At 50.6% G+C, this 15,156-nt stretch carries 16 protein-coding genes; 10 read left to right on the top strand and 6 right to left on the bottom strand.

Annotated elements, in window-relative coordinates; translation table 11 throughout:
- The first annotated feature begins 7 nt into the window (after positions 1-7).
- From fliI to fliR, 10 genes are all read left to right on the top strand, one after another.
- Positions 8-1,402 carry a flagellar protein export ATPase FliI gene (gene fliI, locus SR894_RS00150; protein ID WP_133733431.1) on the top strand — a complete coding sequence of 465 codons (1,395 nt, stop codon included), beginning with the start codon at positions 8-10 and terminating at the stop codon, positions 1,400-1,402.
- Positions 1,399-1,851: a flagellar export protein FliJ gene (gene fliJ, locus SR894_RS00145; protein ID WP_133733430.1), complete on the top strand. Its 453-nt coding sequence runs from the start codon at positions 1,399-1,401 to the stop codon at positions 1,849-1,851. The genes fliI and fliJ overlap by 4 nt, the downstream gene beginning before the upstream one ends.
- Positions 1,852-1,870: 19 nt before the next feature.
- Positions 1,871-3,349, top strand: a complete 1,479-nt coding sequence (locus SR894_RS00140) for a flagellar hook-length control protein FliK (RefSeq protein ID WP_223289161.1) — start codon at positions 1,871-1,873, stop codon at positions 3,347-3,349.
- A gap of 173 nt (positions 3,350-3,522) precedes the next feature.
- Positions 3,523-3,999, top strand: coding sequence for a flagellar basal body-associated protein FliL (gene fliL / locus SR894_RS00135; protein ID WP_133733428.1), 477 nt, complete (start codon positions 3,523-3,525; stop codon positions 3,997-3,999).
- A gap of 21 nt (positions 4,000-4,020) precedes the next feature.
- Positions 4,021-5,076, top strand: a complete 1,056-nt coding sequence (gene fliM / locus SR894_RS00130; RefSeq protein WP_133733427.1) for a flagellar motor switch protein FliM — start codon at positions 4,021-4,023, stop codon at positions 5,074-5,076.
- Positions 5,073-5,600, top strand: coding sequence for a flagellar motor switch protein FliN (fliN, locus tag SR894_RS00125; protein ID WP_133733426.1), 528 nt, complete (start codon positions 5,073-5,075; stop codon positions 5,598-5,600). Before fliM ends, fliN begins: the two co-directional genes overlap by 4 nt.
- On the top strand, positions 5,597-6,037 hold the full coding sequence (gene fliO, locus SR894_RS00120; protein WP_223289160.1) for a flagellar biosynthetic protein FliO: 441 nt from the start codon (positions 5,597-5,599) through the stop codon (positions 6,035-6,037). The genes fliN and fliO overlap by 4 nt, the downstream gene beginning before the upstream one ends.
- Before the next feature lie 134 nt (positions 6,038-6,171).
- Complete coding sequence (fliP, locus tag SR894_RS00115) at positions 6,172-6,873, top strand: flagellar type III secretion system pore protein FliP (RefSeq protein WP_273195367.1); 702 nt, start codon at positions 6,172-6,174, stop codon at positions 6,871-6,873.
- Positions 6,874-6,942: 69 nt separating this feature from the next.
- The gene (gene fliQ, locus SR894_RS00110) at positions 6,943-7,212 is read left to right on the top strand and encodes a flagellar biosynthesis protein FliQ (protein WP_133733424.1); all 270 of its coding nucleotides are present in this window, start codon (positions 6,943-6,945) and stop codon (positions 7,210-7,212) included.
- Between the two features lie 4 nt (positions 7,213-7,216).
- Positions 7,217-8,008 carry a flagellar biosynthetic protein FliR gene (fliR, locus tag SR894_RS00105; protein WP_133733423.1) on the top strand — a complete coding sequence of 264 codons (792 nt, stop codon included), beginning with the start codon at positions 7,217-7,219 and terminating at the stop codon, positions 8,006-8,008.
- Positions 8,009-8,094: 86 nt separating this feature from the next.
- Here the strand turns inward: fliR and flgL are convergent, their stop codons facing one another.
- From flgL to flgG, 6 genes are all read right to left on the bottom strand, one after another.
- The gene (flgL, locus tag SR894_RS00100) at positions 8,095-9,357 is read right to left on the bottom strand and encodes a flagellar hook-associated protein FlgL (protein ID WP_133733422.1); all 1,263 of its coding nucleotides are present in this window, start codon (positions 9,355-9,357) and stop codon (positions 8,095-8,097) included.
- Between the two features lie 19 nt (positions 9,358-9,376).
- Positions 9,377-11,290 (bottom strand): flagellar hook-associated protein FlgK, encoded by a 1,914-nt coding sequence (gene flgK / locus SR894_RS00095; protein ID WP_133733421.1) that lies wholly within the window; start codon positions 11,288-11,290, stop codon positions 9,377-9,379.
- Positions 11,291-11,352: 62 nt separating this feature from the next.
- Positions 11,353-12,378: a flagellar assembly peptidoglycan hydrolase FlgJ gene (gene flgJ, locus SR894_RS00090; protein ID WP_133733420.1), complete on the bottom strand. Its 1,026-nt coding sequence runs from the start codon at positions 12,376-12,378 to the stop codon at positions 11,353-11,355.
- Entirely contained in the window at positions 12,378-13,484 is a 1,107-nt protein-coding gene (locus SR894_RS00085) for a flagellar basal body P-ring protein FlgI (protein ID WP_133733419.1), read from the bottom strand. Before SR894_RS00085 ends, flgJ begins: the two co-directional genes overlap by 1 nt.
- A gap of 114 nt (positions 13,485-13,598) precedes the next feature.
- Complete coding sequence (locus SR894_RS00080) at positions 13,599-14,288, bottom strand: flagellar basal body L-ring protein FlgH (protein WP_133733418.1); 690 nt, start codon at positions 14,286-14,288, stop codon at positions 13,599-13,601.
- Positions 14,289-14,325: 37 nt separating this feature from the next.
- Positions 14,326-15,108, bottom strand: coding sequence for a flagellar basal-body rod protein FlgG (gene flgG / locus SR894_RS00075; protein ID WP_133733417.1), 783 nt, complete (start codon positions 15,106-15,108; stop codon positions 14,326-14,328).
- Between the last annotated feature and the right edge of the window lie 48 nt (positions 15,109-15,156).

The following is a 15,156-nucleotide window of genomic DNA, read 5'->3' as shown; positions in this document are numbered from 1 at the left end:
ATACGCTATGGCAGATACCACCTGTCCCCATCAACATCGCTGGAATAAGGCATTGCGACGTACACAGCAACGTGTCAGTCACTTGCCTCGCTACCGCAATAGCGGCCGCGTTATTCGCGCGACTGGGATGGTAATTGAGGTGGTAGGGCTGCGCGTAGCCGTGGGAAGTGCCTGTCGGATTGAATTGCCGGGCAGCGACGGTCGCTTGACCGACAGTGATCGGCATGCCGAAGCGGAAGTCGTCGGCTTTTCTGGTGACAAGCTCTTCCTAATGCCTTTGGAAGAGGTCATTGGGCTAATGCCTGGCGCTCGCGTTGCCCCTCTGGATGAAAGCGGCAACAACAGTGCCCGCCGCTTCCCTATGGGCGAGAGCCTGTTGGGCCGGGTACTGGATGGCAACGGCAATCCGCTTGATGATCGAGAGGGCGTCGATGAGGTACCCCGAACAACGCTTAGCTCACCGCCTCTCAATCCGCTTTCTCGCGCGCCAATTGATGCGCAAATTGACGTCGGCATTCGCGCTATTAATGCACTGCTCTGCGTAGGGCGAGGTCAGCGAATGGGGCTCTTTGCAGGTTCGGGGGTAGGTAAATCAGTACTGCTAGGCATGATGGCCCGCTACACCAAAGCTGACGTAATTGTGGTTGGCTTGATTGGCGAGCGGGGCCGGGAAGTACAGGACTTTATCGATAACATTTTGGGCCCTGAGGGTCGACGGCGCGCTGTCGTCGTCGCCGCTCCTGCTGACACATCTCCACTGCAGCGTCTGCAAGGTGCCGCTTATGCGACGCGCTTGGCAGAAGGTTTTCGCGACGAAGGTCGCGATGTTTTGCTGATTATGGACTCACTAACACGCTATGCCATGGCGCAGCGGGAAATTGCTCTGGCAATTGGTGAGCCACCCGCTACCAAAGGTTATCCACCCTCAGTTTTTGCCAAGCTACCCGGATTAGTAGAGCGTGCAGGCAATGCTGAACGTGGCGGCGGCTCCATTACGGCATTTTATACCGTTCTAACGGAGGGCGATGACCAGCAGGATCCTATTGCCGATTCAGCTCGCGCCATTCTAGACGGGCACATCGTGCTGTCGAGAACCTTAGCGGAAGCCGGTCACTATCCGGCCATTGATATTGAAGCCTCAATTAGTCGTGCCATGACCTCCATTGCTTCACCCGACCAGTTGCAAGAAGCGCGAGTTTTCAAGCAACTGTTCTCACGCTACCAGCGTAACCGGGATCTTATTAGCGTGGGGGCCTACAGCCCTGGTCATGACCCACAGCTCGACGAGGCAGTGAAACGCTTTCCATCGTTAGAAAACTTCCTTCAACAAAATATTGATGAGTGTGCAACGCTTGCGGAGGCTCGCCAAGCGCTGCACGCACTGGTAGGAGGGCGCACATGAGCACATCACAGCTCGAAATGTTGACCGACCTAGCCAGAGGCGCCCGAGATCAAGCGGGCAAGATACTGGCACAAGAGCGTCAAACAGAACAGCAAACGATCGCTCAGCTTCAGTCGCTGCTGAGTTATCGAGCGGAGTACGCTGAACGCTTGCAAAAAGCAATGCGCGACGGCATTGACCCTGCCACTATGTATAACTATCAACAGTTCCTAGCCTCATTGGATGCGGCCCTAAGCCGCGCTCGACAAGCGTTAGCCTCTCAGCAGGCAAGCGTTGAGCGGAGTAAAAAGAACTGGCAACAAGAGCAGCGAAAGCTCTCGTCCTACGATACACTGGCGTCACGTCGGCTATTAGAAGAGCATCGCCGTAGTGAGCGTCAGGAACAAAAAACTAATGATGATTTGGTGACAAGCCGCGCGGCTCGTCAACATAACGACACTCCGCATTAGCGGTGCCAGGGAACTGAATATGAACATTCACCAGTTGCTTTCGGTCAGCCAGGGTTCACCTCAGACACAGTCTCCAGGTGCTTTTAACCGACAAGACCCAGTCAACGGCCTATTTCACCAGGCGCTGTTACAAGCGTCTGATACTTCGCGCTTATCTGCTTCCAGGTTTAGTGAAATTAGCGCCTCTCAGGCACCACAGGAGCAAACGACGCTCAATGCACTCAGTTCTCTTGCATCAGCAGGATTAGAAGTCGACATTGAAAATTTAAGCGCAGCTCTGGAAACTCTACGGCTTGATATCAATGAGAGCGATTTTTCTGAGCTTCTTGCTCAGCTTCAACTGCCGAATTCAGACATCAGCACGGGCACGCTAGGGCTAAATGGTGGGCAAGCCTCGACTCCTCTTAACGAGATTGCTGGCCGCCTTGCACTTATGGCTTCTTTTACCGAAAGTAGTCCTGTAGCGCAGTTGGAATCGCCAGTTGCCCCAGCAACAGTGGAAGCAATCGCCAAACAGTTAAATATCGGTCAAACGGAAGCGGCTCAGTTGGCCGATATACCTGCACTAAAAACACTCCTCCAGTCTCTAAGTATGGATAAGAGTAGACCTGTGCAGTCTATCGCTCCAGCAGCGCTGGAAATCATCGCTGATCAGTTAGATATTAATCAAACGGAAGCAGCGCAGCTTGTCTCAGCACTAAATGTCTTAGTAGGGCAGCAAAATAGCGCTCCCTCCCGACCGGTTGAGACGGCTCAGCTAACCAATATCCGCTCACCTGTCCCCGATATGCAAAGAGATCCAAGGGCACAGCCTGATACTTTCTTTTCTCAAATAAACACAGGTAGTTCAGCTCAGCAGATTAACTCCCACACTGCAGCCCCCCAGATCAGTAGCGAAGCCCTGATGGCCGCTCTATTAACAACAGACGGGGCTTCGAAGACAAGCCCTAGTAGTGAGCATTCACTTACCGGGATGTTGTTAAATAGTGGTAGCAGCCCGTTAGCCACATCGCAATCTACTCAAGGTTTTTCGCCCACCGTCACGCCGACACCGACTACTTTAGCGACACCTCTCACCAGTCCCGCTTGGCCACAGCAGTTAAGCCAGCAGCTAGTGCAGATTTCACAGCGCGGTGGCGAGCAGCACGTTCAGATGCAATTGAACCCTGCAGAACTAGGGCCACTGTCTATCTCCCTGAAGTTTGGTGAACAGGGAGCTCAAGCACACTTTTTGTCAGCCCACGCCCAGGTTAGACAAGTACTCGAACAGGCGATTCCCCAGCTAAGGGAAGCGCTGGCGGAGCAAGGTATATCACTAGGTGAGACGTCGGTCGGCGAACAGCGCGACCCCAATGATCAAGCTTTTGCCCAATCAAGCGGCAAACACGGCGCTACAGCAGGCAGTGACAACGGCGAGATGGGTTCGGATGAAGCACCTATCCAAAACGCCGGAAGTGGCTCGCTGACACTGGATGGGCGTGTAGACCTTTACGCTTAAGTAGCGGCGCCAGAACTGGAATGATCTTTCTAGTACTACGCGCTTAGGTACTCAAATGAAATAGCTAAACCAAAAGATAGGCTTGCCAAGTGAGCCTGTTCATTTCATCACCAGCATGAGCTTTTGGCATAATACTTTGCTAGTGATACGCATGGAGTTCACAGGAATCGCAAATGGCAGAAAAAAGCGGCGGGTCAAAAAAACTGCTCTGGATAATGATTATCCTGGTCTTGCTGTCTTCAGCAGGAGCAGCAGCGGCTATTTATATGGTTATGGATCAACGTGATGACGGTTCAGAAGACGCAGAGATGCAGCAGGCGATGGAGCGCCAGACGCCTATTTTTATGCAGATTGAACCTTTTACCGTCAATCTTGCCGATGACAGCTATGGCTCACGCTTACTCTATACAGGCGTGACACTGCGCGTGGGTAATGAAGAGAGTAAAGCCATTCTAGAAGAGCATATGCCCCAAGTGCGTAGTCGTTTGTTGATGCTGCTATCTGGCAAGCAAGCTGATGAACTGACCTCTTCGGAAGGCAAGCAGCAACTTGCGCAAGCGATTGTTGATCGACTGAACGTACCGCTGACGGAAAATCAGCCGCCGCTTGATTTGCGCGAAGTTTTATTCACCGAATTTATTGTGCAATAACCTCGGGAACTGGAGCCGTTCATGTCACAGGACGATCTACTGTCCCAGGAAGAAATTGATGCCCTACTGAAGGGCGTTAGCGGAGACGATGAGCCATCTGCTTCATCCTCCCAAGCGCAAGATGAAATACGCACTCGACCGTATGACCCGTCAACTCAGCATCGCGTTATTCGTGAGCGTTTGCATGCGCTTGATTTTATCAACGAGCGTTTTGCGCGCTATTTTCGTACTGGCTTGTTCAACCTATTACGGCGTAGCGCAGACATTACCGTTGAATCAGTGCGTTATCAGAGTTTTAGCGAGTTCTCACGCAATGTTCCCGTACCTACAAACCTGAACATTGTATCTATGAAGCCGCTACGTGGTTCAGCCCTGGTGGTATTTCCCCCTAACCTCGTTTTCATGGTGGTCGATAACCTGTTCGGTGGTGATGGTCGCTTCGTTACCAAATCGGACGGCCGGGAATTCACAAACACTGAGCAGCGTATTATACAGCGCTTGCTCAATCTCGCCATTGATGCATACCAAGAGGGTTGGAAAGTCGTTTACCCGCTTGACGTCAGTTTTTTACGTTCAGAAGTACAGTCGAAGTTTGCCAACATCACTAATTCACCCAATGAAATTGTGGTGAATACCAAGTTCAATATTGAAGTTGGCAATCTTTCGAGCAATTTTCAGATATGTATGCCATACGCCATGATCGAGCCATTGCGAGATTTGCTGGCCAACCCGATCAATGATAGCAACCACGACCAAGACGGCAGCTGGTCCCGCCGCATGGCAAGTGAAATCCGTCAATCAGAAGTAGAGTTGGTCGCTGAATTTGCTCAAATCCCCAGCCGTATTGCCCATGTAATGGGGTTGAAAAAAGGCGACGTGCTACCGTTAGATATTCCGAGCTCTATCACCGCAAGCGTTGACGGAGTTCCCGTCATGGAGTGTGAGTACGGTAGTCAACGTCAGCAGCATGCGCTGCGGGTTCTACATATGATTGACCATGCCGCTATGAATAACGCATCGTCCAAGGACTTTATTAAAGGGTCTACGCGACAGAAAGCCAAGGAATCCAAAGCATGACTGATCCCAATAAGCCTGATCAGAACGTCTCTGACGACGATTGGGCAGATGCCATGTCCGAACAAGAAGAGCCCACATCTAGCGCTGATGCTGCTAGCGAAGAGGAAGATCCTTGGGCAGCCGCAATGGCAGAGCAAGAGTCTGCTGAAGAGAACGAAGAAGCAGCTGCTGCACCAGAACCCGCGGCACCTGCAGCGAAAGCAAAAGCAGCGAGTGACGATATTTTCCGGCCGCTAAGCCCAGACAGCGGCTCCTCCCAGGCGCGTGAGCTTGAGATGATTATGGATATCCCGGTGAAACTCACCGTGGAATTGGGCCGCACGAAATTAACCATTAAGCAATTGCTAGAGCTAGCACAAGGGTCTGTCATTGAGCTTGAGGGCCTGGCCGGTGAGCCGATGGATATCTTGATTAATGGCTACTTGATTGCTCAGGGCGAAGTCGTTGTAATCGAAGATAAGTATGGTATTCGTATTACTGAAATCATCACGCCGTCTGAACGTATTCATAAATTGAACCGATGAGCGTTGCAACTCCCTCGACGCAGAACGGTTCGCTTGATGCACTGGGTAACGGTGGCGAGGCATTGATCGGCATGGCTGTTCTAGGCAAGACAGCAGCGGCTCTAGCTCTCGTCATAGCGATCATTTTAATCTGCACCGCACTTTTAAAGCGCTGGAGCAAGCATACCACTCGCCATGGCGCTCATCTGCGAATTGTGGGTAGCACTGCCGTGGGCAATCGTGAGCGTATTGTGATTGTTGAAGTGGAAGATACCTGGTTAGTCGTTGGTGTGGGCGGCGGTCGTATCACTAAGCTGCACGAGCGACCAGCCCCAGAAGAGCGCTCGCCAACCGCATCGGCTCCACCCTCACGCTTTTCGCTTCGCCTATCAAAAGCGTTAGATGCCGGTCGCCGCCCCGATCCATCCTCGCCCACCGATCCACATCAGACGCCATGAGGCATTGGATGCATCTTTCTTGGCCCTGTGCTTTTAAGAGCTGTGTTTTTACAACCGATGCTTTTACAAGCATGGTTTTGAAGAGCAAAATGGCTAAGCTCTCGCTATGGCTAGTTATTATTGCCGCGAGTTTTATGGCGAGCCCTGTGCATGCGCAACAGATTCCCGGCATTATTTCACAACCGCTAGAAGACGGCGGACAGCAGTGGTCGCTTTCACTACAAACGCTGCTCTTTTTAAGCTCGCTAGCGTTTTTACCTTCCATGCTGCTAATGATGACAAGCTTCACTCGTATCATCATTGTGCTTAGCCTATTGCGTACGGCAATGGGCACCCAGGCAACGCCGCCTAACCAAGTACTTTTAGGGATAGCGCTATTTTTAACTTTTTTTATCATGTCACCTGTATTGGCTCAGGTATACGACAACGCTTGGGTACCACTGACTAATGAAACGATTAATTTTGAAGAATTTTTGCTGCTAGCTCAGGACCCGTTCCGTGAATTCATGCTTGCCCAGACGCGCGAGCCCGATTTGGCCTTGTTCGTTCGCTTAGCGGATGTAGGGCCGATGCAAGGCCCAGAAGAGTTGCCTATGCGCGTATTATTACCCGCTTACGTCACTAGCGAACTTAAAACAGCATTTCAAATTGGCTTTACTATTTTTATCCCGTTTTTAATCATCGACCTCGTAGTCGCCAGTACCCTGATGGCGCTGGGTATGATGATGGTTCCACCTATTACGATCTCATTACCCTTTAAACTGATGCTGTTCATTTTAGTCGATGGGTGGCAGCTTATTATTGGCTCAATGGCAGAAAGCTTTTACATGATATAGCGCTTCGTTGAGTTTTTTTTGTACATACGATAGGCCACGTCGTTTTATTCGGCACACAGGACTACAGCTATGACCCCTGAAATGGTGATGAGCATTGCTTACCAAGGTATGCGCGTAACGCTTCTCCTGGCTGGCCCCATGCTGCTGGCGGCACTTTTAACTGGTCTTATTATCAGTTTGTTCCAGGCTGCAACGCAAATTAATGAAATGACGCTGACGTTTATTCCTAAAATTCTGGCTGTGTTCGCGGTGCTGGTTTTAGCTGGCCCCTGGCTAATTGGATTAATTACCGACTTTACTCACCGCCTATTTACCAATATTCCCAGTATGGTGATGTAACTCTATGGTGGAAGTCACTTTCGCACAACTGCAGGGGTGGTTGGTGGCTTTCCTATGGCCGTTTGCGCGCATTACTGCTTTCATGGCGGCGTCTCCTCTTTGGGGCCATTCTAGCATTCCCAACCAAGCAAAAGTCGGCCTTGCTGCCCTTATTGCCATTGTGATTGCGCCGATTCTACCGGCCATGCCAGATATAGCGGTCATGTCCTGGGCAGGGGTGGGCATTATAATCGAACAGATTCTAATTGGCCTGGCGATGGGGCTCGTCATGCATATCATGTTCGCTGTTGTTCAAGCCGCAGGGGATTTTATCGGTCTGCAAATGGGCCTAGCGTTTGCGAGCTTTTTTGATACCTCCAGTGGTACCAACATTATGGTGCTCTCGCGCATACTCTACATGATCACCCTGCTCATGTTTTTGGCCATGAACGGCCATTTAATGGTGCTTGAAACCCTGATTATGAGCTTTCAAACATTGCCTATTGGCATTGGGACATTCAACCCGGGTGCTTTTGAGTTACTCGCCCGGTATGCGGGCACAATTTTTGCCTCAGGCATGCTACTGGCGTTACCACTGGTGGGCTCCTTGCTTACCATCAACTTGGCATTGGGTATACTGAACCGTTCCGCCCCACAGTTAACCGTCTTCAATATTGGCTTTCCCACCTCTCTTATTGTGGGGCTGATTCTGATGATGGTGTTGATGACCGATATGGGAAGCTTTTTAGAACGTTTATTTTCCCAAGGAATAGGATTCATGCAGGCACTTATTGAAGAATTGGCGCCGCTAAACTGACATGCCAGAAAAAACCATCCTTGCACGATAAATAACGTATAAGGATGGAGGGGAGTTAAGCAAGCAGCTTGTAACTTATTCTTAGCTTACATATAGTTAAACAGTGACAAACCTTTAATATCCACAAAAGCCTTTTGGGCTGCCTGCATACCGACCTGACGTAAGCTATATTCAGAAATAGCGTCAGCGTAATCAAGGTCTACCAAGTCGGACAGCGTCTGCGTGTAGTTCAGCATTCTATTGCTTCCCACGGCGTCAACCACATCAAGCTCGTTGAGGCGTGCCCCTGCGGATGCACGAACCGTTAACACATTATCAAGCGCATTATCCAAATCACGCATGGAGGTATTTAAGGTATTACGCAGATCTGCTTTCTTGGCCGGATTGTCAGCAGGATTTTCCAGTACGCGGATCGCCTGCTCCATTGTACGGAAAAGGTTGGGCTCGCGCTGCTCCCCACCGGCTTGCGCAACAAGTATAGAATCACCATTCACACCACCCACAGGCGTGCCTTCTAATTCAATCGTGACACCGGCAAAGCTTACTTGCTGGGCAGAGTCGCCGATATTACCTGTATAAGCCACGCTTGTTTGAGCAGGCACAGCAGTCCAGTTAGTACCATCAAACGTTTCTACATTGAATGTGTCATCGCTGGTGAATGTAATACGGAAGTCGGTTCCATAATCGGCATCATTAACATCTGTTACTTGTGGACCACGAAATGTCACATTACCACTATTGGGACTACCATCATCTTTCGTTGCTTCCGCAACATAGCCAGCACTACTAGGTACGCTCTTAAAAATGGTGATGCCATTATCGTTAACCGGCATCAACCGGGAAGCATCGACACGCTGCTCACGTACGTTATTATCTCCCTGATACTGCACTGTGCCATCGGCAGCTTTCACAAATGGCGGGGCATTGTCTTTATAGCCACCAAACAGATAACGGCCATTACCGTCGGTAGCATTTGCCTGGCCGATCAACGATTCATAAAGGCCCTTAAGCTCACTGGCAATTGACTCGCGGTCAACATCGCTTAAGGTGTCGCTTGATGCCTGTACCAGCAGTGTTTTCGCGCTAATCACTGCATCAGTGACACTGTTCATAATACTTTCTGACTGAGAGAGGGAATTACGTGCCGAAACGCGCGAATCTCTAAACTGCTCAGTAACAGCTTTAGCCTGGTCAACACCCACCGCCCGAGAAGCCGACTGAGGATCGTCCGAAGGATTAACCACCCGACGACCACTAGCAATTTGCTGACTAATCTTTAAGAAGTCGCTTTGTTGGCGGTTCAAAGAAGCCGTACTGGTCTCGAACATCGTCACACTGCTAATGCGCATAAATAATGACTCCTACAGGTTAGCTACGCAAACCTAAAATCGTATCGAAGATAGTTGAAGCCGTATCAATAACCCGCGCATTTGCTTGATAGTACTGCTGGAAGCGGATTAAATTCGCAGCCTCTTCATCTAAATTGACGCCTGATTCAGATTGCTGGACGGCATTAAGCTGATCCGTTAAACCTTGTCGCGCATCGAGATTAACTTGAACAATATTGGTACGGTTACCGACATCGCTCACGATAGCAGCGTAAGCACCACTAACTGAAGCGCGGCCTCCAACAACGTCTTGGCTCTGAAGATTCTGCAAGGCTAACGCGTTACGGTTGTCCCCTGCACTAGCATCACTACGACTAACCGTAAGACTGGCTGAGCCGGTGCTGGGCAGCGCATCCAGAGTAAAACCCAAACCATCAATACTGATTTTGTCTCCCGCTTCAAGCGCAGTACCAGTAGCAAGTACGGTATCGCCCCGCGTGACGGTTACAGTCGTTGCAGGTAGAACGGTAAGATTGCCAGCACCATCGACGTCTAACTTATATTCGTCACTGCTAGCGAACGCACCACTTGCAGCAGTCAACTTGCTAATATCCAGATCACCTTCGCGCTCAATCAAACGAGCAGCGGCAATCTTATCAAGATCAACAATCGCGGAATCCATACCGCCAGCAACACGACGAACCGGCTGCACCTCAAACTGATCACCGGTCTGTGCGGTGTTCAGATCGACAAACTCAACATTCACACCCCCGAAACTGAGAGTATTTGAGGCAGCATCAAAGCTTGTTTCAACCTCTGAGCCATTATCTTTACGGATTACTTCGAAGGTAGGAGGAGTTGATACCGCATCGGTCACTTTAATTGAATAGTCTGTTGCTCTCAACGCATCAATATTGTCAGGGTCAATAGCTACTTTAACGCTCGCATTACCATCATTATTAGCATTAAAGTAACCGTTTGACTGCCCCAGATTAAAAAAAGCCTTACCCTGATCGCCGTTTAAATCGACTCCTTGCTGGTGTTGGTTATTAAAAGCCACCGCTAAAGAGGCAGACAGCTGCCCGATCTGGTTTTGTGTTTTATCAAGTGTTTCGGAACGGAAACTCATTAGCCCACCTAATGCGCCTCCGCGAATCAAACCTTCGTCCAAAGCGATTAAGTTACCGTTACCGCGTGCGCCTTCTTTATAGCCGACAATAACCCGCTGGGGGTCATTGGGGGACTCAATAGCCTCGAGTTTATAAGCTGTATCACCCGTGACCAACGGCTGGCCATTCGGCAGTGTTAGATTATAAGTCTTTCCATCCTGGATATTCAGACGAATATCCATTCTTTCGTTGAGCTGTGAGATTAGATGATCCCGCTGATTCAACAAACTGTTAGGTGCTTCGCCTAACTGCGCGCGAGCCAGTGAAATTTCACGATTAATGGAGCCAATCTGTGCCGTCGTATTATTAATCTGCGTTATTTCGTCTTTAATCTGACCATTAACGCCGGATTGCAAATCCTGAAGATACCCGTCAAATGAACGGAATTGTGCTGACAGCGTATTCGCTGATCCCAAAACGCCCTGCCGCGAGGCGGGATCAGAAGGCGCGCTCGCCAAGTCTTCAAGTGAAGAGAAAAACTCTTGCATCAATGGCGCAAGCCCAGCCGCACGATCAGCTAGCAAATTATCAATTTGCGTTACTTGATTACTATAGACGTTCAGAGCACTCGACTGGGATTTGGCGTTGTTCAACTGCGCAGCAACAAAGGTATTGAACTGACGCTGGATATCCTCAACACGAACCCCCGAATTATTACTCTCGTTCAGGATAGTAATTTCCCGGTTGTAGCCAGGCGTATACACATTACTGATATTGTTGCTGGTAGTATTGAGGGCATTCTGCGCCGCATTAAGACCGCTTAATCCAATCGTAAACATGCTCATTGTTGAATTCCTTATGCCGATACCTAACTATCGACCCTGCGCAGAAAAACTTGAGGAAAAGGCTAGCGGGAATCGGCTAGGAAATTGCCGCCTGGGTTAAGTGGGCCCATAGTGTTCATTACCGCTACCAGTTTGTCCGCATAGCGGGGATCCGTGGCATAGCCACCACGCTGAAGCTCGCGCGCTGCGTGCTCGGCAGTCGGCGCTTGTACCACACCGGCATAGCGGGGATTATTGCCGATCAGGCTGGCGTAGTCAGTAAAAGCATGCTCGAACGAATCGTAAACGCGGAAAGTATCGACCACCTGCGTCCGTCGGCCATTGATATATTCGTGAGTCACGATATCAGTCGTTTCGCCCTGCCAATGACTACCCGCTTTGATACCAAACAGATTGTGGCTATTGCTACCATTGCGGGTAGGAATTTCGTGCCGCCCCCAGCCTGTTTCCAACGCTGCCTGGGCTAGAATTAATTCAGCAGGCACTCCGGTAGTCGCACTGGCCGCCTGGGCAGGGGCTGTTAGCGTTTGCATAAATTGACCGACATACCCTGATCCATGTTGCTCTAGCGGCGTTAACGCGGGCTCATCTAATGCCCCCCTCTCCACGCCCTGGCGAATGGCCTCTAGCTCGGCTAAGAATTGACCGTTGCCCTGCGCATTTGTGGTTCCACTCGTGTCAGCGTTAGCCACGTATGAATCGTCAAGCACACGAGGAGTACCACGAGGTATACCAGCTATCAATGCTTGTAACTCTTGATCGGCATTGGGCTGCGCTTTTGAGATGGCGCCTTGGCGCTCCAGCTGTTCAACAAGGACATCAGCAAGGCCCATTCCACGCGATGCCATCACCTGTGACCACTGCTGATCCAGCATCGATTGATAGGTATCCGTCGCACTGCTGTTCATCAACTGTGAACTGGGTGTCGCGTCGCGCATACTTTTCATCATCATTTGAATAAAAAGTGCCTCAAACTGCTGGGCGGCACCATTTACACCAGCCTCAGGGTCGACGCGAGCGGTGTGTTGAAGTCGCTGAAAACCATTCATATCCAGAGCGAACTGGCTGGTCATATCACTTGCACTCATTAAATAACCTCCAGCTCAGCACGCAGTGAACCCGACGCTTTCAATGCTTCCAGAATTGACATCAAGTCTTGAGGGGTAGCACCTAACGCATTCAGTGCATTGACCACTTCGTTGAGCTGCGCACCCTCTACGATTTGTAGATAAGCCTCTTGTTGTTCAATATCGATATCCGCGTCGGGTACTACAACCGTCTCACCCTCTCCAAAAGGGTTAGGCTGGCTAACACCAAACTGGGTATCAATCATGATCGACAGGCTGCCGTGGGCTACTGCGGCCTCTCTTAACGTGACGGCACTGTTCATCACTACTGAGCCGGTACGTGAATTCAGTACAACCCGGGCCGGCGCTTGAGTCGGCGTTACCTGGACATTCTCAACACGGGCCATAAAATTGACCCTGGCATTATCATCTGTAGGGCCATCTAGGGCGATTACACGGCCGTTGCGCGCATAGGCGACTGACTGGCCAAACTCGTTATTGATCGCCGTCACCATGCGCTGAACGGTGCCGAAATCTGAATCGTTCAGCTGTAACTCCAGCATGCCACCGTTGCCGCCCAGGTTAAGGGGCACTTCCCTTTCAACCATCGCGCCATTGGGAATACGCCCTGATGCCTGCTGATTGATCTGCACGCTGCTGCCTCCCGCTTGGGCGCCCGCCCCACCGACCAACATGTTGCCCTGGGCAATGGCATAGGTATCACCATCGGCACCTTTTAAAGGTGTCATTAACAGCGTTCCACCTCGCAAGCTGCGGGCGTTGGCAATCGATGAAACGACGATATCTAAGCGCTGTCCTGGCCTTGAGAATGGCGGGAGATCAGCCGTTACCATCACGGCAGCCACGTTACGCAGTTGCAAGTTCGTGCCGGCAGGTACAGTCACCCCTAGCTGAGATAGCATATTGGTCAGGCTTTGACTGGTAAATGGTGCCTGCGTCGTTTGGTCACCGGTGCTATCAAGACCCACCACCAGGCCGTAGCCTACCAGTTGGTTATCGCGGACACCGGCAAAGCTTGACAATTCACGAACGCTTTCCGCCTGGGCAGGCAACGACAATAGAGCCATCAGCACCATGGCCCCAAGTTGAACAGCCCAAGCATTCATTGTTCGACGGCTATTTATCCACAAACTACTTAGCCGCATCGCTCTAGCACGCTGTCGCTCTTTCATTGGGTGACCTGTCATTGGCAGCTCTGCCATTAGTAGCTTCCCATAACGTTAGAAGGGTGAGACGTTTAAGAAGAAACGCTGTAGCCAGCCCATGTGCTGAGCTTCGTTAATGTAACCGTCACCCACATACTCAATTCGCGCATCCGCCACCTGAGTGGAAGGAACAGTATTTTGCGCTGTAATAGTGCGTGGATTAACCACACCTGAAAAACGAATAAATTCCGTGCCTTGATTGATGGCAATTTGCTTTTCACCACGCACGCGTAAATTACCGTTATTCATTACTTCTAATACTGATACCGTGATAGTACCGGTAAAGGAGTTATTGGCCTGCGACCCACCACTACCGGCAAAGTCATTCTCACCTGAAATATCAAAGCCGTATTCCGCAAGCGTATCAAGAACATCAGGCAACTGTGCAAGCTCCAGGCTAGCGCTACCGCTGCGCCCTGCATTGGATTGAGAATTTTTGCTCGCACTGACTTCCTCATCCAACACAATGGTCAAAATATCGCCCATGGCACGGGGGCGACGATCCTCAAAGAGTGGTTGATACCCTTGCCTGGCCTGATAAATAGAGCCATTGGGGATGGGTGGAGGGCGATCAACAATGCTGATCTGCTCTTGCTCACCCACCACTGATGCTCTTGGAACTTGAGCGCAGCCGGCTACAACCAATAAAAAAAGCACCAGTCCTGCTAGCGCAATACGACGTGACATGTGGTGCAACTCCAGCATAACGCAACCTATAAGTAAGCCCGATGAGTAACGCTTGTTACAGCTGGCTTAAGCGTGCCAACATTTCATCGCTGGTGGACACCGCTTTACTATTGATTTCATAGGCGCGCTGGGTCTGGATCATATTGACCATCTCTTCAACGACATTGACGTTAGACGTTTCGACATATCCTTGGAACAGCCGTCCAGCACCATTAATACCCGGTATATTCTCATTGGGAGCACCGGATGCACCGGTTTCCAGGTAGAGGTTGCCACCGAGGCTCTCAAGGCCAGCTGGATTGATAAAGGTACTGACGGTAATTTGCCCCACCTCATTATCCTGGGCAACGCCTGGCTGACGGACGCTGACAGTGCCGTCCTCACCAACGCTTACTGAAAGCGCATTTGCTGGCAGGAAGATAGCAGGCTCAACCGGATATCCATTCGCCGTTACCATCTGGCCATTCTGGTTTAGCTGAAAACTGCCATCGCGGGTGTATGCTGTTGTGCCGTCAGGCATGAGTACCTGAAAAAATCCCTGACCATCGATCGCAAGGTCGCGGGAGTTGTCGGTCTGCTCCAGGCTTCCCTGGGTATGTAGGCGTTCTGTAGCTACAGCGCGCACACCGGTACCGATCTGCATACCCGAAGGCAAGCGATCCTGTATGTTGTTTTGAGCCCCGGGCTGACGCATATTTTGATATAGCAAATCCTCAAACACTGGACGTGAGCGCTTGAAGCCATTAGTACTCACGTTGGCTAGGTTATTTGAAATCACGTCCAACTTGGTTTGTTGCGACTCCAAGCCGGTTTTAGCAGTCCACAAAGACTTAATCATAACTATGCTCCGTAAGCCGAGTGACGAACTTCAGCTTGAATAATGACC

This window comes from Vreelandella neptunia (genome assembly GCF_034479615.1).
In the GTDB taxonomy this organism is placed as follows: Bacteria; Pseudomonadota; Gammaproteobacteria; order Pseudomonadales; family Halomonadaceae; genus Vreelandella; species Vreelandella neptunia.
Note: the sequence above shows the minus strand (reverse complement) of the source record. Positions and strands in the feature narration are given on the sequence as shown.

Bases quoted from the DNA above. Each gene is read 5' to 3' on its own strand.
- SR894_RS00140 (WP_223289161.1), top strand. From the start codon at position 1,871: ATGAACATTCACCAGTTGCTTTCGGTCAGCCAGGGTTCACCTCAGACA.
- fliJ (WP_133733430.1), top strand. From the start codon at position 1,399: ATGAGCACATCACAGCTCGAAATGTTGACCGACCTAGCCAGAGGCGCC.
- SR894_RS00085 (WP_133733419.1), bottom strand. From the start codon at position 13,484: ATGAATGCTTGGGCTGTTCAACTTGGGGCCATGGTGCTGATGGCTCTA.
- fliP (WP_273195367.1), top strand. From the start codon at position 6,172: ATGGCGAGCCCTGTGCATGCGCAACAGATTCCCGGCATTATTTCACAA.
- fliL (WP_133733428.1), top strand. From the start codon at position 3,523: ATGGCAGAAAAAAGCGGCGGGTCAAAAAAACTGCTCTGGATAATGATT.
- fliO (WP_223289160.1), top strand. From the start codon at position 5,597: ATGAGCGTTGCAACTCCCTCGACGCAGAACGGTTCGCTTGATGCACTG.
- flgL (WP_133733422.1), bottom strand. From the start codon at position 9,357: ATGCGCATTAGCAGTGTGACGATGTTCGAGACCAGTACGGCTTCTTTG.
- flgK (WP_133733421.1), bottom strand. From the start codon at position 11,290: ATGAGCATGTTTACGATTGGATTAAGCGGTCTTAATGCGGCGCAGAAT.
- fliI (WP_133733431.1), top strand. From the start codon at position 8: ATGGCAGATACCACCTGTCCCCATCAACATCGCTGGAATAAGGCATTG.
- fliN (WP_133733426.1), top strand. From the start codon at position 5,073: ATGACTGATCCCAATAAGCCTGATCAGAACGTCTCTGACGACGATTGG.
- flgG (WP_133733417.1), bottom strand. From the start codon at position 15,108: ATGATTAAGTCTTTGTGGACTGCTAAAACCGGCTTGGAGTCGCAACAA.
- fliR (WP_133733423.1), top strand. From the start codon at position 7,217: ATGGTGGAAGTCACTTTCGCACAACTGCAGGGGTGGTTGGTGGCTTTC.
- flgJ (WP_133733420.1), bottom strand. From the start codon at position 12,378: ATGAGTGCAAGTGATATGACCAGCCAGTTCGCTCTGGATATGAATGGT.
- fliM (WP_133733427.1), top strand. From the start codon at position 4,021: ATGTCACAGGACGATCTACTGTCCCAGGAAGAAATTGATGCCCTACTG.
- fliQ (WP_133733424.1), top strand. From the start codon at position 6,943: ATGACCCCTGAAATGGTGATGAGCATTGCTTACCAAGGTATGCGCGTA.
- SR894_RS00080 (WP_133733418.1), bottom strand. From the start codon at position 14,288: ATGCTGGAGTTGCACCACATGTCACGTCGTATTGCGCTAGCAGGACTG.